Genomic DNA, 21,821 nt, shown 5'->3' with positions numbered 1-21,821 from the left:
ACTCCTATCTATGTGTACGTGGATCACTAGCGTCCGCTAGGTTTTGACCAACAACGAAAAGAGATAAGGATACCAAAATCAAGGTTGTCAACGGAATCCAGAACAAGTAAGCGTTGGTCGTAACGTTTTGTGAGTAATCTGAGATCAAACGTCCCAAACTTGGTACTGTTACAGGCAAGCCAAGTCCAAAGAAGGAAAGGAAGGCTTCATAAGAGATGAAGCTTGGCAACATCAAGGTCATCGTAGAAACAATAACGGATACCAATTGTGGCATGATGTTTTTAACGATGATTTTAAAGGTTGGTGTCCCCAATGTTTGAGAAGCAAGGTTGTATTCCAAGTCACGATAACGCATGATTTGGATACGAATCATATAGGCAATCCCAATCCAAGTTGTCACACTCATGGCAAAAATCAAATTCCAGAAACCAGCACCAATCGAGTAAGTCAATACGATGACAATCAAGAGAGATGGAATGTTTGAAATAATGTTATAAACTTCCATCATGACGCGGTCAACAGATTTTGAAATTCCCCAAATTCCACCAACAATAACCCCAATCACAAGGTTGATAAAAGTGGCAATGACAGAGATGAGGATCGAGTTACGCGCCCCAAACCAAACCCCGTCAAACAAGGATTTACCATTGCTGTCTGTACCAAACCAATGTTCAGCGTTTGGTTTGATAAAACGAGCAGAAAAGTCATTGACCTTGCTCACATCGTTAAAGTCAAACTTTGAGAACATTGGGTAAATAAAGCTCATCAGGATAATGGCTACCAAAATCCCCAACATAACGACTGTTGATTTTTTCTTTAGAAACTGTCTAAATACAGAACCCCAGTATGAATAGGCAGGGGCGTCAATTGTTTCAGAGGCAAAATCGTCACGTTTTACGAACTGAAATTTTTCTTTTCCGATTGTTGACATTATTTGCCTCCTTTCTCTGTCAATTTAATACGTGGATCAAGCATGGTCATCCAGATATCTCCTACAAAGAGTGAGAAGATAGAAATACATGTGAAGATGAAGACGAGACCAACTACCATTGAGTTGTTTGATGCCTTAACAGAGTCGATCAACATTTTACCCATACCTGGGAAGGCGAAGACGGTTTCTGTCAATGTTGCACCACCAATAACTCCGATTACGGCACCAGGAATACCTGAAACCAAAGGAACCATGGCATTTTTAAAGATGTGTTTATTTGAAATTTCTTTTTCAGACAGTCCTTTTGCACGAGCAAATCGAACGAAATCTTGAGATTGCAAGTCAATCATATAACGACGAATCCAGATAGCTGTACTTGGCGCTCCCAACAAACCTAGAATGACTGCAGGCAAGACATAGGAACGCCAATCCCCAGCACCCAAGATAGGGAATGAGTCTGGCAGACCAATAGATGATCCAATCAAGCGCACGATGTAAACCAAAGCGATCGTTGGAAGGGCAAGCAAGAAGGTTAGAGCACCTGTAGAGAAACTATCAATCCAAGTATTCTTGTGGCGAGCCATAGCAGATCCAAGAGGAATTGCGATAGCATAAGAAATAATCAAACCGATCAAACCAGCAACAGCCGAGCTTGCAATCATTGATGGATATTGATAATTGCTTTCTGTAGCTGTATATGGATCGTCTTTACCATAGTTAGCTACCTCACGCGCATCTGCTTGACTTGGTGACTTGTAGGTACGAGAGTAAATATCTACAGAGGAAGTCTTTTTACCCGTAGGGAATTGAACTTCTGATGTCTTGGTTTGTCCCTGACCCTGTGTGATAACTTGAAGCACTGGTGTGTTTGCATAAGTTGGGTAAGAGTCTCCCAAGTTAATGTTCACAAAGTTTTGGTGTACAAATGGAAATTGATTATTGAAATACAAAAGGTATTTATGTTTTGTACCTGAACCAACCAATGACCAACCTATAGCAGGGTCATTTTCAAAACGAAGATAACGTTCCAAGTTTGGATTTTCAGGGTCTTGAATCTTGTTTGTATGATCAATGTCGAGCAAGTTCGAGTAGAATTTGAAAACACGTTCAAAAATTGGAATTTCACGCGTAGCGTAGAATTGACCACTTTCTGAGAATACACCGAGTGTCCAACCATTACCGAGTTGGTTGATGTATTTTTCGTAGATTGCCTTATTTGTATCATTGGCATCTACTGTTACAGATGAGTCCATTGTGCTCGCTTTTTCTTGCAACTCCTTAGTATCGTAGTACTCTATATAGCCCATCCGCTCATAAACGGTATTTTCATAATTATCCCGTTTATCTGGCGTCGTTGCAATTTTGTTATAGTTGGTATCCTGCTTGAAAATCAGTTTTCGAGGAACCATCGTATAGATAATCGTGTAGGTCAAGGTTGTCACCAAGAAGATAGACACCAATGAACGCAATACACGCATAAAAATATATTTCTTCATATCGTTTCCTTTTAAAATCCCAAAAGAACCTTCTCCTCATGGAGAGAAAGTTCTCTTGAGAGTTATTTATTTAACGTGATTAGCCAATTCTTTTTGAACTTTTTCGTTTGATTCTTTTTTCTCTTTGAGCCATTTTTCACGAGCCTGTTCATAGTCAACTTTTGTTACAACCTTGTCTTGTAACTGAATATACTTGAAGTATACATCTGAGCCCTTATCTCCAGACTGGCTGTATGATGCTGTGAATGGTACAACACGAGAAATGAATGGTGCAGCACCACTTGATGACATAGCTGGCAAGAAGAGTGAGCTATCTGTCAACCAAGCTTGAGCAGCCGCGTATTTTTCATAACGAACATTCAAATCGCTTGTTTCTTTAGCAGCTTCATCAACTAGCTTATCGTATTCTTTCAAACCAACTTGAGCTGCTGCAGCATTATCTGCACCTTCATAACCCATGTATGTTTTTGTTTGTTCAGCATTCGTTGTTTTTAAGATATCAAGGTAAGTTGATGGATCTTCATAGTCAGGGATCCATCCAACTGCTCCTGAGAGGTCCCAATCTTCTGCCGCAGCGTTTGCAGCATAGTAAGTGATGTTGTTCAACTCATCTTTAGAAACTTGTTGGATATCAATCACTACATTATCTTCACCAAGTACTTTTTCAACTGATTGTTTAAAGGATTGAATACGAGCGATATAATTTTTAGATGTTTGGTCTACTGGAACATCCAAGTGAATAGGGAATTTCACGCCTTCTGTTTCCAATGCAGTTTTAGCTTTGGCAAATTCAGCCTTGGCTTTATCAGCATTGAAGAGACCGTCTTGACCATCAGCAAAGTTTACGTTCTTCCATTCATCACCGTAAGTAGCCATCTTATCAGTTACCAAGTCACCGAAAGTTTTTTCACCTGCAGAGACAAACCCTGGTTTCACAAAGAGGTTACGAACTGCAAGGGGGGCCCCTTCCTTACCATTGATTTGTGCTGAGTAAGAAGTACGGTCAAAGGCAAAGTTCAAGGCCTGACGGAAGTCTTTGTTAAGAAGGGCTTTCTTAGTAGAAGTCTTCTCTTCATCAGTTGTCTTAGAAGTGTATTTGTAACCTTGACGGTCAATATTCACACCCAAACCAGCAATCCCTGGTCCTGATGGAGTGTAGAAGATATTTTCCTTGTATGTCTCTTCTACTTTAGAATAGTTTGAACTTGTTGGGTAAAGGCGAGCATAGCTATAGGCTCCACTTGTAAAGTTACGCTCAATGGACTCTTGGTCTGAACCATCATAGAAAGCAAGGGTAACTTTATCAAGGTGAACGTTATCCTTATCCCAGTACTGCTCATTCTTAGCAAATTCGATAGAAGATTTAGTAGTCAAACCTTTCAGCAAGAACGGACCATTATAAAGCAATGACGTAGGATCTGTTGCTTTGGCAAAATCTGATCCTTTTGATTTTTCAAATTCTTCGTTCAATGGCCAGAAGATTGAGTAGGCCATCTTAGAGTTCCAGTATGGTTCGGGTTTGTTCAAAGTGTATTCAAGAGTATAATCATCAACTGCCTTCACACCTACCGTAGAAAAGTCTTTTGAATTTCCAGACAAATAATCAGACAATCCTTTAACAGAAGTTTCTGCTAGATATAGAGCTTCGGATTTCTTATCTGCTGCGTGTTTCAAACCATTTACGAAATCTTTAGCTGTTACTTCAGCGTACTCTTCCCCATCAGATGTCATCCATTTAACACCTTTGCGGATTTTGTAGGTATAAGTCAAACCATCTTTTGAGACTGACCAATCTTCTGCAACTGCGGGAGTCAAATTCCCATATTTGTCATTTGTGAAGAGACCGTCAATACCATTTGAAGTGGCAATCTTAGTACTTTGTTTCCCTGAAATGAGGTAATCCAATGTTTCCGGATCAGCTGTATAAACATAACCATAATTTTTTGGTGCTGTTGAATCAGATGATTTTGAAGAACCGCAAGCAGCGAGAACGCCAGTTGCCAGCAAAGCAATCCCTGCTGTAACAAATACTCTACTTTTTTTCATGTATGTAACTCCTCTTAAAAAATTTAGGCTTATTGTCAATTATACCATAGATTTCTCAAAAAGTAAACGAATTTTCAGAATATTTAGGCGTGTAACCACAAAAAACTTTCATTTATCAAATTTTTCTATTCTTTGTTTGCTATCTATCAAGTCATAAGGCAAACTTAATGCCCATAAAGCCTGATTTTCAGGTTTTCTCTCCCCATTTTTCTATCCAATCAGAAAGGGCAATCTTCTAAATTGGATTTTCGATTAAGAAACTATTGACGTAGAATCATTTTCAAGGTATAATATTAAACGTTGAGGCGGTATAGCCAAGTGGTAAGGCACGGCTCTGCAAAAGCTTGATCGTCGGTTCAAATCCGTCTACCGCCTTTCAGTACCTGAATTAACAGGAATTAACCGAATGAAAAGCCCGTAAAATCGGGCTTTTTTGTTTTTTTCTTCGGATAAAAATAAGGATAACTTTGAAAATCTTTTGAGGCGAATTTGGGGCGAATAAAAAAACAGTGACGAAAATCACTGTTTTACTCGGTTTCTTCTTCGGGGTCTATTTCGGTGATTTGAACTTTTACCTTGGTAACACGTCCATTTTTTACCTTATCATTGGTCAAGACGATCTGCTTGTTTTGGCTGACCAGTTCATAACTGATTTTTTCAGTTGTTGGGATCGTTCCAACACCTGTCAAATAATAACCGGCGATAGTATCAACATCATCGCTTTCTAGTTCAACGCCAAAGTAGTCGTTGAAGTCGTTAAGATTCATGGTTCCTTGTGCAATATAGGTATCCTCACCGATTTGATGGACTTCGATTTCTGCCCTGTCCGTTTCGTCATCAATTTCGCCGACGATTTCCTCTAGGAGATCTTCCAGAGTTACCAAACCAGCCATACCACCGTATTCGTCTAGTAAGATAGCCATTTGATTTTGGGTATTTCGAAGCTCTTTAAGGAGGTCATCCACAAAGATAGTCTCAGGCACAAATAGTGGCGTTTGGAGGATTCGTTTCCAAATAATATTTTCAAAACCATCTGCATAGGCGGCGTTTAGCAAACGCTTGGTATGAATCAAACCAATCACATTGTCCTTATCACCGTCATAAACGGGAATACGTGAGAAATTTTGCTTCAAAATACTTTCGATAATCGCCTTACTGTCATCCTGAATATCTACCATAAAGGCATCGGTACGAGGCACCATTAGCTCACGAGCCATTAGTTCATCTAGAGAAAAGATCCCCTGTAGCATTTCAATCTCATCTGCATCCAGTGTTTCTTCACTATTGGTGAGCATGTACTCTATTTCATCACGTGTCATCTTTTCATCAGCATCATCAAAGGTCATTGGCGTCACACGACTCAACAAATTAGTTGAAGCAGATAGTAGCCAGACAAAGGGACTTACAATCTTTCCAAGACCAATAATAATTGGTGCTGTTCGAATCGCCAAAGCATCTTTCAAATTGAGGGCAATCCGCTTAGGATAGAGCTCACCAAAAACAATGGAGATATAGGTCAAGAATGCCAAAGAGAGGAAACTTGCAATGGCGTAAGCCGTCTCTCCGCTTCCCATCCAAGATGCGATCACTTGTCCAAGGGTATCCGCCAATTTGGCCCCTGACAAGATCGTAATCAAGGTGATACCGACTTGAATCGTTGATAAAAAGTGATTAGGATTTTCAAGTACCTTTAACAAACGGATATAACGTTTGTCTCCTTCTTCTGCCTTTTGCTCTACTCGGGCACGGTTTAGTGACACCATCGCCATTTCAGTGGCTGAGAAAAAAGCATTTAACAAGGTCAAGATAAATAATAATACAAACTGTAGCAACAAATTCTGACTGCTCGGGTCTTCCATAGTCCTTCTCCTAAAATAGTATCTCGTGTTCCATTATATCATAAATTAGCGTAGGAATCACATTATTTTCTAATTTATACAATTGCTCCCTTATCGTATGATAAACAAGGGAGCAATTTTTGTTCTTTTATAGATTGTTTCTAGTTTATCACCGTAACTTGACCTGTTCGGTAGTCAAGCTGGATACCCTTTTGAACATTGGGGATTAGGACATTGAATTCCAACTCGCCATCCGAAGACTTGGCTTCAATTTGTGAAGCGGACGGAACTAGATCCTCATTTGTCGCATAGTGGAGAGTTACCCGATAACGGACTCTCTTATTCTGGTCCAAGGCTTTTCTGACCAAACTCTCATAGTAGTTCTGACCAGTCGAATCCTCAGCTTGCGCTTGATTCGCCCAAGCTGTCTGGACTGCAATGTTCTTGGGATTGCTGGTAGAGGCATCAAAACCATCCAAACCACCTATCAAGGCATAGCCTAGCAGGTGTCCTCTATCAACTGCATGTGTGTAGGCTCCCTTTAGATTTTTAACCTGATGCCATCCTGGTGGCGTCCAAGAGGTGGATCCATTTCCTGTTTCTTCACGATTCTTATACTGCCGAGTCGCTTTGGATAAGATGGCATTGGCAACAGTTGGAACTGTTTCTTTTCCCACTGTCTTTGTCTTATTATCCGCATAGGGTTTGCTAGAAACCTTGGCATCTAGATTGGTCTTATTGCCATTGACAATGAAGGCCCCTGCTCCATTCCACTCGAGTCCCCCCTTGATTTGGTTTTTGATTGACTCAGTTAAGACACTTTCAGCCAGCTCCTGACTGGGAGCTTCTGAAGCTTGCTTTTTCTGACTAACCTTAGTTCTAGGGGTGTTTGGCGCTGTCTGCATCTGCTTGATATAGTAGCTTCCAGCAGCCAAGAGTAAGAATAGAAGTAACCCTATCAGAGCTTGTCTTGTTTTTTTGTCCATTTTTCTCCTTATTTCTTTAGAAAAAGACTGGTCTCCCAGTCTAATTTCCTGTAAATTTGCTAATCAATTCCTGCCACTTTGCCGGAGATAAGATAGCCCACGGATCCTGTCCCTTTCCTAGGATGCCATAGCCTACCATCAAGCCGATTCCTAAAGCAAGGAAACCTATCAAGAGAACAATAAAAATCAACAGTAGGCGGCGGAGTACATAGCGTAAGTTTTTATTCTTCTTCATCATTTGCCTCAATTCGCTGAATCTTCGCTCCTAGCTGAGCCAATTTCTCATGGAAGCGGTAATAACCTCTATCAAGGTGGACTAATTTACCGACAACTGTTTCTCCCTGCGCCACCAAACCTGTCAAAATCAAAGCAGCACTAGCGCGAAGGTCCGTTGATAGAACTTCTGCCCCCTGTAAAGCCTGTCCCCCTACAATACGAGCTGTATCACGGATAATCTCTGAATGCAAGCCCATACGGCGCATTTCCTCTAAGTGTTGGAAGCGATTCTCAAACACCGTTTCCACCATGGTGGATTCCCCTTTTGCGACTGTCATCAGAGCTGTAAATTGCGCCTGCATATCTGTTGGGAATCCTGGATGTGGTAAGGTTTTTACATGAACAGCCTTGAGATTTTCAAGTTGAGAACGAACACGAATACCTTCCGACTCCTCCGTCACCTCAACACCCATCTCAAGTAGTTTTGAAATCAAGGGACGATTATGCTCCCAGACTGCATCACGAACGAGAACATCCCCACCTGTCATGGCTGCTGCTACCATAAAGGTTCCAGCTTCAATACGGTCCTGTACTACAGTATGAGTCGTACCATGGAGGTTCTCGACACCAGTCACTGTGATTGTTTCGGTACCAGCTCCCTTGACCTTGGCTCCCATTTCATTAAGGAAGATAGCGAGATCTACAATTTCTGGCTCACGCGCAGCATTTTCAATGACTGTCACACCATCAGCTAAAGTTGCTGCCATCATCAAGTTTTGTGTTGCGCCGACACTAGGAAAGTCCATGTAGATATGAGCGCCATGCAGGCGTTCCGCCTTGGCTTCAATGTAACCAGCTGTCTGGCTGATCTTAGCCCCCATAGCTTCCAAACCCTTGAGGTGGAGATCGATCGGACGACTCCCGATGGTACATCCACCTGGCATGGATACCTTGGCATGGCCTACACGAGCAAGGATTGGTCCCAAGACCACGATAGATGCCCGCATCTTGCTGACATACTTATACGGAGCTTCCTCCGTGATATCTCCTGTCGCATCGACTTCGACAACATGACCTTCCTCATCAAAGTCCACCTTGGCATTCAGACCTCGAACCACTTGATTCATGGTGAAAACATCTGACAAGATTGGAACATTCTGCAAGACTGTCTTACCCTTGCTTGCTAGAATAGTCGCTGCCAACAAGGGCAAGACGGCATTCTTTGCTCCCTCGATGGTCACACTCCCGACCAAACGATTATCTCCGCCTTGAACCACAATTTTTTCCATAGTTATTTCCTTTACTTTTGATTTTATAATAGTCCTCTAAGTGCTTCTTGCCACAGTTGGTACAAACTGATAAAGAATGAACTCAAGATATAGCCCATCACAATACTAAAGAAGCCTACCAATAAACGAACTTTTTTTGTGTTAGTAGCAGTTACTTTTAAAACCTTTTCCCATCTTACAAGATCTTTTAAAAGGTAAAAACTCAAATAAATAAAGAGTATATGACTACTTAGAGTGAATAATAATTGAACCATTTGACTATTATACCATCTTATCCGCTTGCGCGCTAGTTTTCAATTTTTCTACAAATTAGGGATTGTTTTTAAGGTAATCAATTGCATCCTGCAAAGTCTTAACAGGAACGATTTTCATCTCTGTTTTGATCGTTTTAGCAGCTTCTAGGGCTGTTTCATAGTTGCTTTTCGCATTGGGATCTGCTTTTTTTGCTTCCTCGGTAACTGGATTGTCAGGAGCAAAAAAGATGTTGGCTCCCTGACGAGAGGCTGCAACTACTTTTTTGTCAATTCCACCAATATCGCCAACATTTCCATCGCGATCAATGGTTCCTGTTCCTGCAACGATACGACCATTACGAAGACCTGGATCTGCTATCTGGGTGTAGATAGCTAGGCTAAACATGAGACCTGCACTTGGACCCCCGATACCAGCTGTTGAAAAGCGAATCGGAACATCACTGGTCACTTCCGTACGGTCAATCAAACCAATCCCAATCCCGTTTTTCCCGTTTTCGAGAGTGATAATTTTACCTTCAGCAGTCTTGATTCTTCCGTCTTCTTCGTAGGTTACCTTGACTGGATCTCCTAGTTTTTGAGAGTTGACATAGTCAACCAAGTCTTTGGAACTGTCAAATGTCTTATCATTAACAGCCGTCACTGTGTCTGCAATGTTCAGAATGCCCTTAAAAGTTGAATTGTCCGTCACGGTCAAGACATAGACTCCCAGATACTTGAGCTCGATATCCTTGCCAGCCGTCTTCAAGCCTTGATACTTGGCCATATTTTGGGATGTTTGCATGTAGAACTGATTGATCCGCATAAACTCCGCATCCGTAGAACCACCCGTAGTCTCCTTAGCGCTTCTAATATCCGTGAAAGGTGTTAACCAAGCATAGACAAGATGCGACAGAGTTGCGTGCCGAATACCGACTGTTACAAACTGGTAAGCTCCTGCTTCTGTATCCTCTGTTTCATTGACTTTCAAAACTTGACGAATATCTTCCGCTCCACCTGGAACTTCTATGTAGTAGGGTAAAGGCACTACAAAAGCTAAAAAAGTCACTACTAGTGCTAGGATGACATATAAGGGCCATCTAGTTTTTTTCTTCATGTTCTAATTCCTCCACAACACTGTTTGGTACATATTGCTGAATCTCCTGACCAAACTTCAGAAGTTCTCTCATGGCTGAAGAGCTAATATAGAGGTGCTCTGGGCGACTATATAGGTAAATGGTTTCGATTTCTGGAGCCAGTTGATGATTGTAGTAATCAAAACTAGACTCGTATTGCAAGTCTGTGGCATTCCGCAAGCCACGGACAAGGGTTTTAGCCCCCAGTCTTCTTGCAACATCGACGACTAGTTGGTCATGAGAGGCCAACACCTCTACATTACCTAAATGCGCCACAGCTTTTTCAACTGCTCGTTTGCGATTTTCAACAGGGAGAAAACCTTGTTTGTGGAGGTTGTAGAAAACCCCGACATAGAGCTTATCAAAGAGTTTGCTGGCACGTTCAATGATATCCAGATGTCCATTTGTCATAGGATCAAATGAACCTGTAAATAATCCAATTTTATCTGACATAGACCGTCACCTTACTAATCCCATATATTTTTTCCTTCCAGATACCTAAGCAGGCGATTTCTTCTGGTAGTTCTACAGACTTATCGGTTTCACAGACAACCATGACCTCTTCGGAGAAAAGGTTTCTTTCTGCCATTTTTTCGATATCTGCAACGATTTGTTCCTTGGCATAGGGAGGGTCTAAAAAGACCAGGTCAAAGGGACCTTTCACTTGCTCCAAGGCCCGTTCAGCCTCCATCTTTAAGAGCTGAAATTTGGAAACTTCCTTGGTCATTTGGATATTTTCAGCGATGATAGCTTGGGCTCTTCTATCCCGTTCCACTAGGACAGCATAGGACATACCACGTGATACTGCCTCAATAGATAAGCCACCACTGCCAGCATAGAGATCCAATACACGACCACCATCAAAATAAGGACCTATCATGTTAAAGATAGCTCCACGCACCTTATCCGATGTCGGCCTCGTCGTCTTTCCTTCTAACGTCTTGAGAGGACGCCCTCCGTAGATTCCTGATACGATTTTCATACCGTTTATTATACCAAATTATAGGCAAAAAGAGAAAGAAAACCGAACCTTGCGGTTCGATTCTCTACAAGATATTTTCGTAAGTATCGCGGACTTCTTGAGGCCAGACACTGGTCTGAACTTCTCCAATGTGTTTCTTGCGAAGTAAGAACATGGCCATCCGAGACTGTCCGATACCCCCACCGATTGTCAGTGGGAAAAGGCCGTTAAGCAGAGCCTTATGCCATTCCAACTCCAGACGATCTTCGTCTCCTGTAAGGGCAACTTGGCGACGAAGTGTATCCTCATCTACCCGAATCCCCATTGAGGAGAGTTCAAAGGCACAACCAAGAGATTCATTCCAAACCAGGATATCCCCATTCAATCCCTTGTAGCCATTCTCAGACTCTGTGGTCCAGTCATCGTAGTCAGGCGCACGGCCATCATGCGGTTTTCCATCTGGTAACTCTCCACCAATACCAATCAAGAAGACCGCACCGAACTCTTTACAGATCGCATTTTCACGCTCTTTTGGTGTCAAGTCTGGGTAACGTTCCACCAACTCTTCTGTATGGATAAAGGTGATTTGTTTTGGCAAGATTGATTCGATATCATAGCGGGCTTCTACGGCTAGCTCTGTCAGACGAATAGCCTTGTAAATCTTTTCAACTGTTTCTTTAAGATAAGCGATATTACGTTTTCCATTTGGAATCACTTTTTCCCAGTCCCACTGGTCTACATAAACAGAGTGGGTCGCATCTAGCGAATCTTCATCTGGGCGAAGAGCCTTCATGTGGACAAACAAACCTTCCCCATCACCGAAACCAAAACGAGCCAAGGTGTGGCGTTTCCATTTAGCAAGTGAATGAACGACTTCGTAGGTTTCATCTGGAATTTGCAAGACCTTCACCGATACTGGATTTTCAACACCTGAAAGGTTGTCTTGCATCCCATCGCCGACCTTACTCAAGATAGGTCCCTGAACTTCAACGACTTCTAGTTTATCTTTCAAATACTGGGTAAAGGTGTTTTTAACAAAAGAAATTTCTTCTTGCTGATGAATAAAACTTTTCTTCATAAATACTCCTAAAAACATAATTACTAGCATTATACTCCTATTTTTCAGAAAAGAAAAGGGCAAATAAGAAAAAGTCAGCGCACTTTCGAACACTGACTCTATAATTCTTTAATCGTTTCGACCAAAGATGCGCAAGATGCTAAGGAAGAGGTTGATAAAGTCTAGGTAAATGCTGAGTGCCATTGAAATGACCCAGCCTGTCGCTACTTGTCCTTGTGACTGCTCATAAACATAGCGAATCTTTTGGTTATCCCAAGCAATCAAACCAGAGAAGACCAAGACCATGGCAATACTAATCATGTAGTCAAAGAAACCACTAGCTAAGAAAATATTCACAATCATGGCAATGATGAGGCCAACAAGCGCCGCCATCAGAGCTCGGCCCATTCCACTCAAATCTTTCTTGGTGAAAATCCCGATTGCCGCCATGACAAAGAAGAGTAGGGCACTGGATACAAAGGCTGACAAAACTGTTCCCGGCGTATAGAAAGCTACGACAAAGCTAAGTGTGAAGCCATTCAGTAGGGAGTATACTAGAAATACTGGCAGAGCTGCTGGGCTATTTTTAGCAGCCATGCTACTTGCAACAAAGACCAGACCAAGTTCTGCAAAAGTTGCAATCATCAACCAGAGACGGCCATGCATTAAAAAGTAGACCAATTGAGTCTGAAAGACCGTCAACATCAAAGCTGACACGAGAGCTGACAGACCAATCCCAAGTCCCACAAAGGCGTAAACCTTAGCGTAAAATTGATTGAGACCTGAACGTTCTTGAATAATTGTTTGATTCATTCCGATTCTCCTTTTTCTATAAATATGTCTTGATTATAACAAAGATTTTATAAATTAGCTGAAATAAAACATCAATATACCTGCGGCAACTGCCACGTTGAGACTTTCTGCTCGGCCTTTCATGCCTATATGAACCAGCTGATCAGCACTCTCAACCATGACAGGACTAATTCCCTGTCCTTCATTTCCCATAACTAAAGCAAAGTTTTCTAGAGGAGAAAGCTCACGATAATCCTTTGAATCTCTCGATAAGGTCGTTGCCAGAATGGGCAAGTCACTCTTTTTAGCCCCTTCTACAAAGGTGGCAAGAGGCATACGATAGATGGGCAAGTGAAAATGACTGCCTTGCATGGAACGCAGGGTCTTGAGACTGTAGATATCTGCTGACTTGTCTGAAACAATGACCCCTGTAAAACCTGCAGCATCCGCCGTCCGAATCATGGTACCTACATTACCAGGATCTTGAACATCTTCTAAAAATAGAAACTTGCCCTGACGAAGATCAGGCTGTCCCATTTCTTCTTTTTGAATAACTGCGACAATGCCTTGAGGGGTTTGCGTATCTGCTAAGTCCCGCAAAATCTCCTCTGAAACCCAGACAGTTTGAGGAAAAGCAGCTAACTGATCTCGATAACTTTCTAAGGCAAAAATCTTCTCAATCGTCACTCCTGCTTGAACAGCTTCTTCAAACAAGTGCCAACCTTCAATCAAATAGGCAGACTTTCGATATTTTTTTTGATGCAATTTCTTGGCATTTTTTACCACAGAATTGGCTTTTGAGGTTATAATAGTCATAGAAACATTATAACACAATCAAAGGGGTTTAGTATGCAAAAGGTTAGAATGATTGCCCAAGGCAGAGTACAGGGTGTTGGTTTTCGCTGGGGCGTTTATACTCTAGCGCTTGAAATCGGTGGCATCACTGGTCGTGTCTGGAATAATGACGATGGCACAGTGGAAATTCTTGCTCAGGCAGAGTCCTCTGCCACTATGGCAAAATTTATCCAAGAAATCCGTAAAGGTCCAACGCCTTTTTCAAAAGTTACCTATCTAGATGTGCAGATGAGCAACTTTTCATCCTATTCGGACTTCAAAGTCGCAAATTAGGTCTCCAGAACTATTGTATATTTTACAAAAAAACAGTAGAATAGAAAGGTATAATTTTTAAAGAAGGAATGAAAACATTGAAATCTATTAAACGTTTTGCCCTCTCAGCTATGGGAGTGGCTATGCTACTTATCTTGACAGGCTGTGTTTCTGTTGATAAAACAACTGGAGAACCGACTGGATTTATCTGGAACACCATCGGAGCGCCTATGGCAGAGGCCATCAAATACTTTGCCAATGATATGGGACTTGGTTTTGGAATGGGGATTATCATCGTAACCATTATCGTGCGTTTGATTATCTTGCCACTCGGTATCTACCAATCGTGGAAGGCGACGCTTCACTCTGAAAAGATGAACGCCCTCAAACACGTGCTTGAACCACATCAAACACGTCTCAAAGAGGCAACAACTCAAGAAGAAAAACTTGAGGCTCAACAAGCTCTCTTTGCCGCCCAAAAAGAACATGGTATCAGCATGCTAGGAGGCGTCGGATGTTTCCCTATCTTGCTCCAAATGCCTTTCTTCTCTGCTATCTTCTTTGCTGCCCAACACACTGAAGGAGTTGCTGGTTCTAACTTCTTGGGAATTGATCTTGGCTCACCAAGCATGCTTCTCGTAGCCTTTGCAGGTATTCTTTACTATATCCAATCTCTCCTCTCGCTTCATGGAGTAGAAGATGAGATGCAAAGAGAACAACTTAAGAAAATGATCTACATGAGCCCACTCATGATTGTTATCTTCTCCCTCTTCTCACCAGCCAGTGTGACACTTTACTGGGTTGTCGGTGGTTTCATGATGATTCTCCAACAATTTATCGTCAACTATGTCGTTCGTCCAAAACTTCGTCAAAAAGTACGTGAAGAATACGAAAAGAACCCTCCGAAAGTCAGCCCTTCTGCAGGTGCAAGAAAAGATGTGACTCCTAAACAGCCTCAGGGTATCACAACCAATAAGAAAAAGAAAAACCGCAACTCTGGCAAACAACGATCTAGATAAGACTCAAAAGGCTTAGCTGAAAGGCTAAGTCTTTTTGCATCACAAAAGCCCGATGTTTCCATCAGGCTCCTTTTTATCCATGAACACGTTTCATGTAGTCTTGGTAGCTTTCTGTATCCATCAATTCCTTGGCATTCTTCACACGGTCTGCTGTGGGAGGTTTGACTCCTTCGAGCGAATAAGGAATTCCTAGTTCACGCCACTTGAATTCTCCCATAGTGTGATAAGGTAGGATTTCAAACTTGTCAACGTTTTTGAGGGTTTTGACGAATTTACCGAGTTCGATCAAGTCGTCATCTCTATCTGTCAATCCTGGAACCAATACGTGGCGAATCCAAACAGGTTTTCCAATATCTGATAGGTACCGGGCACAGGCCAAGATGTTTTTATTGGTTTGGCTAGTAACGATCTTGTGCTGTTCTTCGTTGATTTCCTTGATATCCAAGAGAACTAAGTCTGTCACCGCCATGAGTTTATTAAACTTTTCGAGATAACGTGGTGTATTACGGAAAGGAAGGGCACAGGTGTCCAAGGTACAGTGGATCCCTTTTTCCTTGGCCTTGGTAAAGAGGGCAATCAAGAAATCAATCTGTAAGAGAGCCTCTCCACCACTGACAGTGATTCCTCCCTTGTCTCCCCAGAAACCACGATAACGAAGGGCTTCTGTCAAGACATCATCTACTGTCCGTTCGCGTGATTTATTGGTCTCCATAGCCCATGTGTCTGGGTTATGGCAGTACTGGCAACGCATGTGACAACCCTGCAAAAAGACAATAAAACGAATCCCAGGACCATCTACCGCCCCAAAACTCTCTGTCGAATGCACCATTCCTGTCACTTGTCCATAGTCAATTGTTTCTTCAGACATATCGTCACCTTCCTTGAAACCGTTTTATAGTTTTATTATATCACGAGTAAGGTGAAAAACAAGGTTTTTTTGTCTATTTTTTAGAAAGCAATCTGTTTTTCACTTTCATTTTCAATTTCTTTTAATGATCCGATTCAAAATCAAAACCATACAAGGTTGCAAAATAGTCCTCAGGACGCTCTGCACGGCGGATTTGACGGGCTTTGCCTTCTTCAGTATAGAGGATTTCTGCAGAGCGTAATTTGGCATTGTACTGATAACCCATGGAGAATCCATGTGCACCTGTATCATGAATTACCAGCAAATCACCGATTTCTGTATGAGGTAGTTCGCGATTCACTGCAAATTTATCATTGTTTTCACAGAGTGAACCGACCACATCTACCATCTCAATAGGTCCATCTGGATGGGTCAGATTGGTGATATGGTGGTAGGCTCCATACATGGCGGGACGCATGAGGTTGACTGCTGATGCGTCCACACCTAGATAGGTACGGTAAGTTTTTTTCTTATGAGTGACTCTTGTGACCAAAGCTCCGTGAGGGGCTAACATAAATCGACCCAATTCAGTAAAAATCTTGACCTGACCGAGATCTGCTGGTGTAAGGACTTCCTCATACACCTTACGCACCCCTTCACCAATCACAGCGATGTCATTTGGTTCCTGCTCCGGACGATAGTTGACACCAATACCTCCGGAAAGATTGATAAAGTCTAGTGAAATTCCCAACTTTTCCTTGATTTCAACAGCCAATTCAAAGAGCTGACGTGCCAACTCTGGATAATAGAGATGGGTGACAGTATTGGATGCTAGGAAAGAGTGAATCCCAAAAGTCTTAGCTCCTTTTTCCTTTAAGATGGCAAAAGCTTCAAAGAGTTGATTCTTGGTCATCCCAAACTTGGCCTCTCCAGGATTGTCCATGATATCTGTTCCTAGTTCAAAAACGCCACCAGGATTGTAACGACAAGAGATGATTTCTGGAATGCCTGCCGCTCGCTCCAGATGTTCAATATCTTCAAAAGCATCCAAGTTAATGGTCGCACCTAATTCACGCGCATAGGCGTACTCTTGGTCTGGGGTATTGTTAGAAGAGAACATGATCTCAGAACCGGGAAAATCCAGTTTGTGACTCATCAAGAGCTCCACATAACTAGAACAGTCCACACCGCAACCTTCCTCTTGGAGAATTTTCAAGATGGCTGGAGTTGGAGTGGCCTTGACGGCAAAATATTCTTTGAATCCCTTGTTCCATGAAAAGGCCTGATTGACTGCTCTTGCTTTTTCGCGAATCCCCTTCTCGTCGTACAAGTGAAAGGGAGTCGGGAATTCGGAAACAATTGTTTCTAAATCTTCTCGGCTGATAAATGGTGTTTTCATAAGCTTCCTTCTATTCTGTTTGCAAAGAAAGGCTGGGACAATCGTTCCAACCTTTAGTTCTATCTCTTATTTGTCTTCGTCAAAGATATTTCCAATCTCAACATCGATGGATTGGTTCTTAACATCAATATTGGTTACCTTCAAGAGTGACTTGTAATCGAACTGCTTTTCACGTTCTTCTTGGGCATTGTCTGCAAATACTGCGACGCCAGCTAGTTCAGAGTCGAACTCACGCAAGAGACTAATCATCCCATTGACAGTTCCGCCGCCTTTCAAGAAGTCATCCACAATCAAGACACGACTGCCTGCTTTGAGGCTGCGTTTTGAAAGGAACATTTTCTCGATACGGTCTCCACTTGAACCTGATACGTAGTTGACGCTGACAGTTGAACCTTCAGTGATTTTCAAATCACGACGCACGATAACAAAAGGAACATTGAGAACGTTGGCAACCGCATTTGCGAGCGGAACACCCTTTGTTGCCACTGTCATAACGGCATCGATTTTTTGGTCCATAAAGCTCTTGGCAATGATACGCCCAATATTTTTCAAAATGGCAGGTGTACTGAGCAAATCAGATAAGTAGATATAGCCACCTGGCAAGATACGGTCGCTTTCTGAAAGTTTGTCACGCAAGTCTGCAATCATTTCTTTGGCTTCATGACTCGAGATTGATGGTGTAAAGATAACGCCACCACCTGCTCCAGTCACAGTCTGAATATGGCCGATTTCAATTTCCTCAAAGGCACGCTTGATAATCACGATGTCCTCTGAAATCGATGATTTAGCAGATTCGTACTTTTCTGCAAAGGTATTGAGACTTGTTAGTTTGTATGGATTATTAATCAAATAGTTGGAAATGACAACCATCCGATCACTTCTTCTTAATTTCATTTTTATTTACCATTCCATTTAATTTTGATATTTTATCCATTATACCATATTCACATAAAAAAACGAACATTATTGCGTAAAAAATGCTCGTTTTTCTTAAATTATTAATCTAAATCTGGTTTATAGAAGGAACGATTGTCCATAGCGAAGATTTTATTGGTCATCTCTCCTTTGTCCACCAAAGCAAGAGCTGTTGACATCATCATCATGCTGGCATCTAGATTGTCAATCATATGAATAATCTCTGCCTCCATAATGCGTGGACGGACTGGACTTCCATACTCCAGCAAGCCATGATGACTGAGAATCACATGGCGCAGTAGCACCACTTCTTCTCTAGTATCATCGATGCCCAGTTCCATGACTGTCTTGGTAATTTCACTATCGATGAGGGCTATATGGCCGATGAGATTGCCTCGCACTGTGTACTCCGTCTGATTGGGACCGCTGAGCTCTAAAACCTTGGCCAAGTCATGCAACATAATCCCAGCATAGAGGAGGCTCTTGTTGAGCTCGGGGTAGATCTCGCTAATGGCATCTGCCAAGCGTACCATGGTTGCTGTATGATAGGCCAAACCCGTTTCAAAGGCATGGTGGTTGGTCTTGGCAGCTGGATAAGAGTAGAATTCCTTATCATACTTGGTGTAGAGACTGCGAACGATACGCTGCCAGACAGGATTTTCAATTTTGAAAATCATTTGCGACATGTAGTCACGGATTTCCTTGACATCGACTGGTGACTTGACCTTGAAATCAGCTGGATCGTTGGGTTCGCCAGGCTGAGGTAAACGAAGCGTGATTTGATTAACTTGAGGAGTGTTGTTATAAACTTCTCGACGTCCCTGCATGTGGACTACTTTCCCAGCGGTAAAGGCCTCAACATTATGTGGTTGGGCATCCCAGAGTTTCCCTTCAATCTCTCCACTATCATCTTGGAAAGTAAAGGCTAGGTAGTTTTTCCCAGCACGCGTCTGTCTCAGGTCAGCTGACTTGATTAGGTAAAAGCCTTCAAAAAGCTCATCTTTTTTCATGTGACTAATCTTCATATTCTTCCTCATCTTCTTGGAAATGGAGTAGATCAAGCGCAGGCTCACCTTCTGATAACTCAATGTGACGGAGCGTCCGCTCAATAGCTGTGGTACGACGGTTTAATAATTCATCAATATTGCCAGAGGCATGTTGGAGATGTTTCTGTGCCTTAACCAAAATTCCCCCGAACTTGCCAAACTCCGTCTTGACGCTGGCAAGGGTCTTACTGATATGGTCGGCACTCTTTTGGATATTGAGAGTTTTGAAGCCAACTGATAGGGAATTGAGGAGGGCTGACAGGGTACTTGGCCCTGCGACAATAATCTGCTCCTCCCGTCTCAAATCATCAAAGAAAACAGGATTGCGTACAATTTCTGAGTAGAGACCTTCTGTCGGGACAAACAAAACTCCAAAATTTGTTGTTCTAGGGGGAGCCAAGTACTTGCTCTTGATATCCTTGGCAAAGCGCTTAACGCTTGCCAAGAGTGACTTGCGACAGCGTTCGATCTCGTCCTTGTCACCTGCCTCATAGGCTTCTTCCAAGCGGTAATAATCTGCCAGTGGAAACTTGGAGTCAATCGGCAGGTAGACATATTCCTGGTCACCTTGCCCAGGCAACTTGATGGCGTACTCCACTCGTTCATTGGAGTTTTCAACCGTTGCGTATTCTCGTTCGTACTGGGCAGGTGTCATGATGTCCTCGATGATTTGGCCCAGTTGCAATTCACCCAGAATTCCTCGCGTTTTAGTACCTGATAGAACCTTATTGAGGGCACCGACATCACGGGCAACTGTCTGCATTTCTCCAAGGCCACGATTGACAGATTCTAGTTGCTTGGAAACTGTCTCGAAGGAAGCCTGCAAGCGCGTCTGCAAGGTCTTTTCCAACTTTTCCTCGACTGTTTGACGCATTTGTTCTAAACGTTGCTCATTTGATTCCTGCAAGGCTTGAAGACGTTGGTCGGTCTTGTCTCTGGTTTGGATGAGATTATCCGTCATTTCTTGACGAACTTGCGTCAGACCTTGGTGCAACTCCATTCGCACTTCCTGCAAACGGTCGCTGACAGCCACTTCCAAGTCTTTTTGGTCTAGTTGACTAGCTTGTCTGGCTTGCTCAAAACGATAATCCAACTGGTCTGACAGATGATCTGCCTGACCCTCCAAACTCTTGCTTAGGTGTTTCTCCTGCTTATCCTGCCTTTGCCAAATCAGAAAGAGTCCAGCTAGGTTGGCAATTAATAATAGTAATAATACAGTCTCCATCCTACCTCCTGTCCTTGCTATGCAGTACGACTACATAACCATCTGGGCAAGTCACCGAAACTTCCCTATCTATATATTCGTTAGAAGCGTACACTTTTTTAAAGAAAAAATTTTCCTCAGTCAATTCGTACTTAGCACCGATAATGGTCAACTGACTATCCCGAACTGGCATAAAGGCTAGATAGTCATAGTCTGAACGGGGTTGAAGCTGACTGGTTCCTTCTGGACAATAGCTAAGCAAGTTTTGCCCATCCTCAATCGCTATCTGGCGCATATAGGGTGCCAACTTGGGATTGCTAGGCAGAAAGACATTGGCCAGCATATGGTCAATACGACCACCTAGGGCACCAAAAATAGTGACCTGAGTCTGAGGGTTTTGCTCAAAGATGGTTAAGAGAGCCAATTCCAGATCCGTATCATCCTTTTCTGGCTGAGCTTGAACAAAGCGCAGGGCTCGTTTTTGAATCAACTGACGTTCAACTGCAGTGACAGAATCAAAATCTCCAACTGCTAGAGTAAGAGGCAAGTCTTCTTCCAAGACCCAGAGCGATCCTCGATCCACACCGACAAAGCAATCAAAATCCGTCCGATAATGACCACGGTCTCCACCTGCAAAAACAGCAACCCTAGTCCAGTTGTTTTCTGAGCGTTTGCACTCGTTCATTGACATCTCCCTTAAAGACATAAGACCCTGCTACAAAAACTGTAGCACCAGCTTCTTTAGCTTGAGAAATGGTTTGATCATCAATCCCACCATCGACTTCGATCTCAAAGTTCAAGCCTTTTTCCTCACGAAGGGCAACCAACTCGCGAATCTTATCCATGGTTTCAGGTAGGAAAGCTTGCCCGCCGAAGCCAGGGTTAACCGTCATGACTAAGACTTGGTCAACTAGGTGAAGGACGTGCTTGATAGCCTCAACAGGTGTCCCAGGATTGATCACAACTGAAGGTTTCACTCCCAAAGAACGAATCTTTTGGAGGGCGCCATGGATATGAGGAGTTGCTTCTGCATGGATACTGATGATATCCGCTCCTGCGCGCGCAAAGTCTTCTAGATGGTGCTCTGGATTTGATACCATCAAGTGGCAGTCAAATACCATCTTGCTATGGGGGCGAAGGCTCTCGACCACACCTGCACCAAAGCTGATTTGCGGCACAAAATGACCATCCATGATATCGATATGAACATATTCTGCCCCAGTTGCTTCTAGACGTTTGATTTCACGTTCAAAGTTGGCATAATCTGCTGCCAGAATTGACGGAGCAATCTTGTATTGAGACATAG

Annotated in this window: 23 protein-coding genes and 1 tRNA gene; 3 read left to right on the top strand and 21 right to left on the bottom strand. The window is 42.6% G+C overall.

Annotated features, from left to right (window positions below):
* Positions 1 to 4 precede the first annotated feature (4 nt).
* The 3 genes from oppC to GOM47_RS01410 all read right to left on the bottom strand — a co-directional run bounded on the left by oppC (position 5) and on the right by GOM47_RS01410 (position 4,473).
* Positions 5 to 931 (bottom strand): oligopeptide ABC transporter permease OppC, encoded by a 927-nt coding sequence (gene oppC, locus GOM47_RS01420; protein WP_125450037.1) that lies wholly within the window; start codon positions 929 to 931, stop codon positions 5 to 7.
* The gene (locus GOM47_RS01415) at positions 931 to 2,427 is read right to left on the bottom strand and encodes an ABC transporter permease (protein WP_093585951.1); all 1,497 of its coding nucleotides are present in this window, start codon (positions 2,425 to 2,427) and stop codon (positions 931 to 933) included. Before GOM47_RS01415 ends, oppC begins: the two co-directional genes overlap by 1 nt.
* A 66-nt stretch (positions 2,428 to 2,493) precedes the next feature.
* Positions 2,494 to 4,473: a peptide ABC transporter substrate-binding protein gene (locus GOM47_RS01410; protein ID WP_235080835.1), complete on the bottom strand. Its 1,980-nt coding sequence runs from the start codon at positions 4,471 to 4,473 to the stop codon at positions 2,494 to 2,496.
* A gap of 304 nt (positions 4,474 to 4,777) precedes the next feature.
* Here GOM47_RS01410 and GOM47_RS01405 point away from each other — a divergent pair.
* A tRNA-Cys gene (locus GOM47_RS01405) sits at positions 4,778 to 4,848 on the top strand.
* A 152-nt stretch (positions 4,849 to 5,000) separates the two neighbouring features.
* Here GOM47_RS01405 and GOM47_RS01400 read toward each other — a convergent pair.
* The 11 genes from GOM47_RS01400 to GOM47_RS01350 form a co-directional block, all read right to left on the bottom strand.
* Positions 5,001 to 6,332, bottom strand: a complete 1,332-nt coding sequence (locus tag GOM47_RS01400; RefSeq protein ID WP_235080834.1) for a hemolysin family protein — start codon at positions 6,330 to 6,332, stop codon at positions 5,001 to 5,003.
* A 140-nt stretch (positions 6,333 to 6,472) separates the two neighbouring features.
* Positions 6,473 to 7,297 carry a DNA/RNA non-specific endonuclease gene (locus GOM47_RS01395; protein ID WP_235080833.1) on the bottom strand — a complete coding sequence of 275 codons (825 nt, stop codon included), beginning with the start codon at positions 7,295 to 7,297 and terminating at the stop codon, positions 6,473 to 6,475.
* 40 nt (positions 7,298 to 7,337) lie between these two features.
* Complete coding sequence (locus GOM47_RS01390) at positions 7,338 to 7,532, bottom strand: DNA-directed RNA polymerase subunit beta (protein WP_061415718.1); 195 nt, start codon at positions 7,530 to 7,532, stop codon at positions 7,338 to 7,340.
* The gene (murA, locus tag GOM47_RS01385; RefSeq protein WP_235080832.1) at positions 7,519 to 8,802 is read right to left on the bottom strand and encodes a UDP-N-acetylglucosamine 1-carboxyvinyltransferase; all 1,284 of its coding nucleotides are present in this window, start codon (positions 8,800 to 8,802) and stop codon (positions 7,519 to 7,521) included. The genes GOM47_RS01390 and murA overlap by 14 nt, the downstream gene beginning before the upstream one ends.
* A gap of 23 nt (positions 8,803 to 8,825) precedes the next feature.
* Positions 8,826 to 9,056, bottom strand: coding sequence for a DUF1146 family protein (locus GOM47_RS01380; RefSeq protein WP_002892633.1), 231 nt, complete (start codon positions 9,054 to 9,056; stop codon positions 8,826 to 8,828).
* A 55-nt stretch (positions 9,057 to 9,111) separates the two neighbouring features.
* Positions 9,112 to 10,149 (bottom strand): SepM family pheromone-processing serine protease, encoded by a 1,038-nt coding sequence (locus GOM47_RS01375; protein ID WP_235080831.1) that lies wholly within the window; start codon positions 10,147 to 10,149, stop codon positions 9,112 to 9,114.
* A complete protein-coding gene (gene coaD / locus GOM47_RS01370) occupies positions 10,133 to 10,621 on the bottom strand; it encodes a pantetheine-phosphate adenylyltransferase (protein ID WP_235080830.1) in 489 nt (162 codons plus the stop codon). The genes GOM47_RS01375 and coaD overlap by 17 nt, the downstream gene beginning before the upstream one ends.
* On the bottom strand, positions 10,611 to 11,150 hold the full coding sequence (gene rsmD / locus GOM47_RS01365) for a 16S rRNA (guanine(966)-N(2))-methyltransferase RsmD (protein WP_235080829.1): 540 nt from the start codon (positions 11,148 to 11,150) through the stop codon (positions 10,611 to 10,613). The genes coaD and rsmD overlap by 11 nt, the downstream gene beginning before the upstream one ends.
* Before the next feature lie 64 nt (positions 11,151 to 11,214).
* On the bottom strand, positions 11,215 to 12,207 hold the full coding sequence (gene asnA / locus GOM47_RS01360) for an aspartate--ammonia ligase (RefSeq protein WP_061409759.1): 993 nt from the start codon (positions 12,205 to 12,207) through the stop codon (positions 11,215 to 11,217).
* Positions 12,208 to 12,315: 108 nt separating this feature from the next.
* A complete protein-coding gene (locus tag GOM47_RS01355) occupies positions 12,316 to 12,999 on the bottom strand; it encodes a Bax inhibitor-1/YccA family protein (RefSeq protein WP_235080828.1) in 684 nt (227 codons plus the stop codon).
* A gap of 54 nt (positions 13,000 to 13,053) precedes the next feature.
* On the bottom strand, positions 13,054 to 13,794 hold the full coding sequence (locus tag GOM47_RS01350) for a TrmH family RNA methyltransferase (protein ID WP_235080827.1): 741 nt from the start codon (positions 13,792 to 13,794) through the stop codon (positions 13,054 to 13,056).
* A gap of 33 nt (positions 13,795 to 13,827) precedes the next feature.
* On the opposite strand from GOM47_RS01350, the gene GOM47_RS01345 reads away from it, so the two are divergent.
* A complete protein-coding gene (locus GOM47_RS01345; protein WP_001174621.1) occupies positions 13,828 to 14,106 on the top strand; it encodes an acylphosphatase in 279 nt (92 codons plus the stop codon).
* Between the two features lie 77 nt (positions 14,107 to 14,183).
* On the top strand, positions 14,184 to 15,104 hold the full coding sequence (gene yidC / locus GOM47_RS01340; protein WP_235081265.1) for a membrane protein insertase YidC: 921 nt from the start codon (positions 14,184 to 14,186) through the stop codon (positions 15,102 to 15,104).
* Between the two features lie 73 nt (positions 15,105 to 15,177).
* Here yidC and pflA read toward each other — a convergent pair whose 3' ends face one another.
* From pflA to rpe, 7 genes are all read right to left on the bottom strand, one after another.
* Positions 15,178 to 15,972, bottom strand: a complete 795-nt coding sequence (pflA, locus tag GOM47_RS01335; RefSeq protein WP_235080826.1) for a pyruvate formate-lyase-activating protein — start codon at positions 15,970 to 15,972, stop codon at positions 15,178 to 15,180.
* A 121-nt stretch (positions 15,973 to 16,093) separates the two neighbouring features.
* Positions 16,094 to 17,350, bottom strand: a complete 1,257-nt coding sequence (locus GOM47_RS01330; RefSeq protein ID WP_235080825.1) for a diaminopimelate decarboxylase — start codon at positions 17,348 to 17,350, stop codon at positions 16,094 to 16,096.
* Positions 17,351 to 17,416: 66 nt separating this feature from the next.
* The gene (gene purR / locus GOM47_RS01325) at positions 17,417 to 18,244 is read right to left on the bottom strand and encodes a pur operon repressor (RefSeq protein ID WP_002874197.1); all 828 of its coding nucleotides are present in this window, start codon (positions 18,242 to 18,244) and stop codon (positions 17,417 to 17,419) included.
* A 104-nt stretch (positions 18,245 to 18,348) separates the two neighbouring features.
* A complete protein-coding gene (locus tag GOM47_RS01320) occupies positions 18,349 to 19,290 on the bottom strand; it encodes a 3'-5' exoribonuclease YhaM family protein (protein ID WP_235080824.1) in 942 nt (313 codons plus the stop codon).
* Positions 19,280 to 20,536 (bottom strand): DNA recombination protein RmuC, encoded by a 1,257-nt coding sequence (gene rmuC / locus GOM47_RS01315; RefSeq protein WP_235080823.1) that lies wholly within the window; start codon positions 20,534 to 20,536, stop codon positions 19,280 to 19,282. The genes GOM47_RS01320 and rmuC overlap by 11 nt, the downstream gene beginning before the upstream one ends.
* A gap of 1 nt (position 20,537) precedes the next feature.
* Positions 20,538 to 21,200, bottom strand: a complete 663-nt coding sequence (locus tag GOM47_RS01310) for a thiamine diphosphokinase (RefSeq protein ID WP_235080822.1) — start codon at positions 21,198 to 21,200, stop codon at positions 20,538 to 20,540.
* Entirely contained in the window at positions 21,163 to 21,819 is a 657-nt protein-coding gene (gene rpe / locus GOM47_RS01305) for a ribulose-phosphate 3-epimerase (protein WP_235080821.1), read from the bottom strand. The genes GOM47_RS01310 and rpe overlap by 38 nt, the downstream gene beginning before the upstream one ends.
* Positions 21,820 to 21,821 lie beyond the last annotated feature (2 nt).

The sequence above is a fragment of the Streptococcus oralis genome, from assembly GCF_021497945.1.
Taxonomy (GTDB): domain Bacteria; phylum Bacillota; class Bacilli; order Lactobacillales; family Streptococcaceae; genus Streptococcus; species Streptococcus oralis_BR.
This window is presented reverse-complemented; position numbering and strand designations above follow the sequence as displayed.

What these genes read in the sequence shown, in the direction of transcription:
- rsmD (WP_235080829.1), bottom strand. Translation starts at nt 11,150, where the DNA reads ATGAAAATCGTATCAGGAATCTACGGAGGGCGTCCTCTCAAGACGTTA.
- rmuC (WP_235080823.1), bottom strand. Translation starts at nt 20,536, where the DNA reads ATGGAGACTGTATTATTACTATTATTAATTGCCAACCTAGCTGGACTC.
- GOM47_RS01415 (WP_093585951.1), bottom strand. Translation starts at nt 2,427, where the DNA reads ATGAAGAAATATATTTTTATGCGTGTATTGCGTTCATTGGTGTCTATC.
- GOM47_RS01410 (WP_235080835.1), bottom strand. Translation starts at nt 4,473, where the DNA reads ATGAAAAAAAGTAGAGTATTTGTTACAGCAGGGATTGCTTTGCTGGCA.
- GOM47_RS01355 (WP_235080828.1), bottom strand. Translation starts at nt 12,999, where the DNA reads ATGAATCAAACAATTATTCAAGAACGTTCAGGTCTCAATCAATTTTAC.
- GOM47_RS01390 (WP_061415718.1), bottom strand. Translation starts at nt 7,532, where the DNA reads ATGAAGAAGAATAAAAACTTACGCTATGTACTCCGCCGCCTACTGTTG.
- GOM47_RS01345 (WP_001174621.1), top strand. Translation starts at nt 13,828, where the DNA reads ATGCAAAAGGTTAGAATGATTGCCCAAGGCAGAGTACAGGGTGTTGGT.
- GOM47_RS01375 (WP_235080831.1), bottom strand. Translation starts at nt 10,149, where the DNA reads ATGAAGAAAAAAACTAGATGGCCCTTATATGTCATCCTAGCACTAGTA.
- oppC (WP_125450037.1), bottom strand. Translation starts at nt 931, where the DNA reads ATGTCAACAATCGGAAAAGAAAAATTTCAGTTCGTAAAACGTGACGAT.
- GOM47_RS01320 (WP_235080824.1), bottom strand. Translation starts at nt 19,290, where the DNA reads ATGAAGATTAGTCACATGAAAAAAGATGAGCTTTTTGAAGGCTTTTAC.
- GOM47_RS01380 (WP_002892633.1), bottom strand. Translation starts at nt 9,056, where the DNA reads ATGGTTCAATTATTATTCACTCTAAGTAGTCATATACTCTTTATTTAT.
- GOM47_RS01330 (WP_235080825.1), bottom strand. Translation starts at nt 17,350, where the DNA reads ATGAAAACACCATTTATCAGCCGAGAAGATTTAGAAACAATTGTTTCC.
- asnA (WP_061409759.1), bottom strand. Translation starts at nt 12,207, where the DNA reads ATGAAGAAAAGTTTTATTCATCAGCAAGAAGAAATTTCTTTTGTTAAA.
- purR (WP_002874197.1), bottom strand. Translation starts at nt 18,244, where the DNA reads ATGAAATTAAGAAGAAGTGATCGGATGGTTGTCATTTCCAACTATTTG.
- GOM47_RS01310 (WP_235080822.1), bottom strand. Translation starts at nt 21,200, where the DNA reads ATGAACGAGTGCAAACGCTCAGAAAACAACTGGACTAGGGTTGCTGTT.
- coaD (WP_235080830.1), bottom strand. Translation starts at nt 10,621, where the DNA reads ATGTCAGATAAAATTGGATTATTTACAGGTTCATTTGATCCTATGACA.
- murA (WP_235080832.1), bottom strand. Translation starts at nt 8,802, where the DNA reads ATGGAAAAAATTGTGGTTCAAGGCGGAGATAATCGTTTGGTCGGGAGT.
- GOM47_RS01395 (WP_235080833.1), bottom strand. Translation starts at nt 7,297, where the DNA reads ATGGACAAAAAAACAAGACAAGCTCTGATAGGGTTACTTCTATTCTTA.
- rpe (WP_235080821.1), bottom strand. Translation starts at nt 21,819, where the DNA reads ATGTCTCAATACAAGATTGCTCCGTCAATTCTGGCAGCAGATTATGCC.
- pflA (WP_235080826.1), bottom strand. Translation starts at nt 15,972, where the DNA reads ATGTCTGAAGAAACAATTGACTATGGACAAGTGACAGGAATGGTGCAT.
- GOM47_RS01350 (WP_235080827.1), bottom strand. Translation starts at nt 13,794, where the DNA reads ATGACTATTATAACCTCAAAAGCCAATTCTGTGGTAAAAAATGCCAAG.
- GOM47_RS01400 (WP_235080834.1), bottom strand. Translation starts at nt 6,332, where the DNA reads ATGGAAGACCCGAGCAGTCAGAATTTGTTGCTACAGTTTGTATTATTA.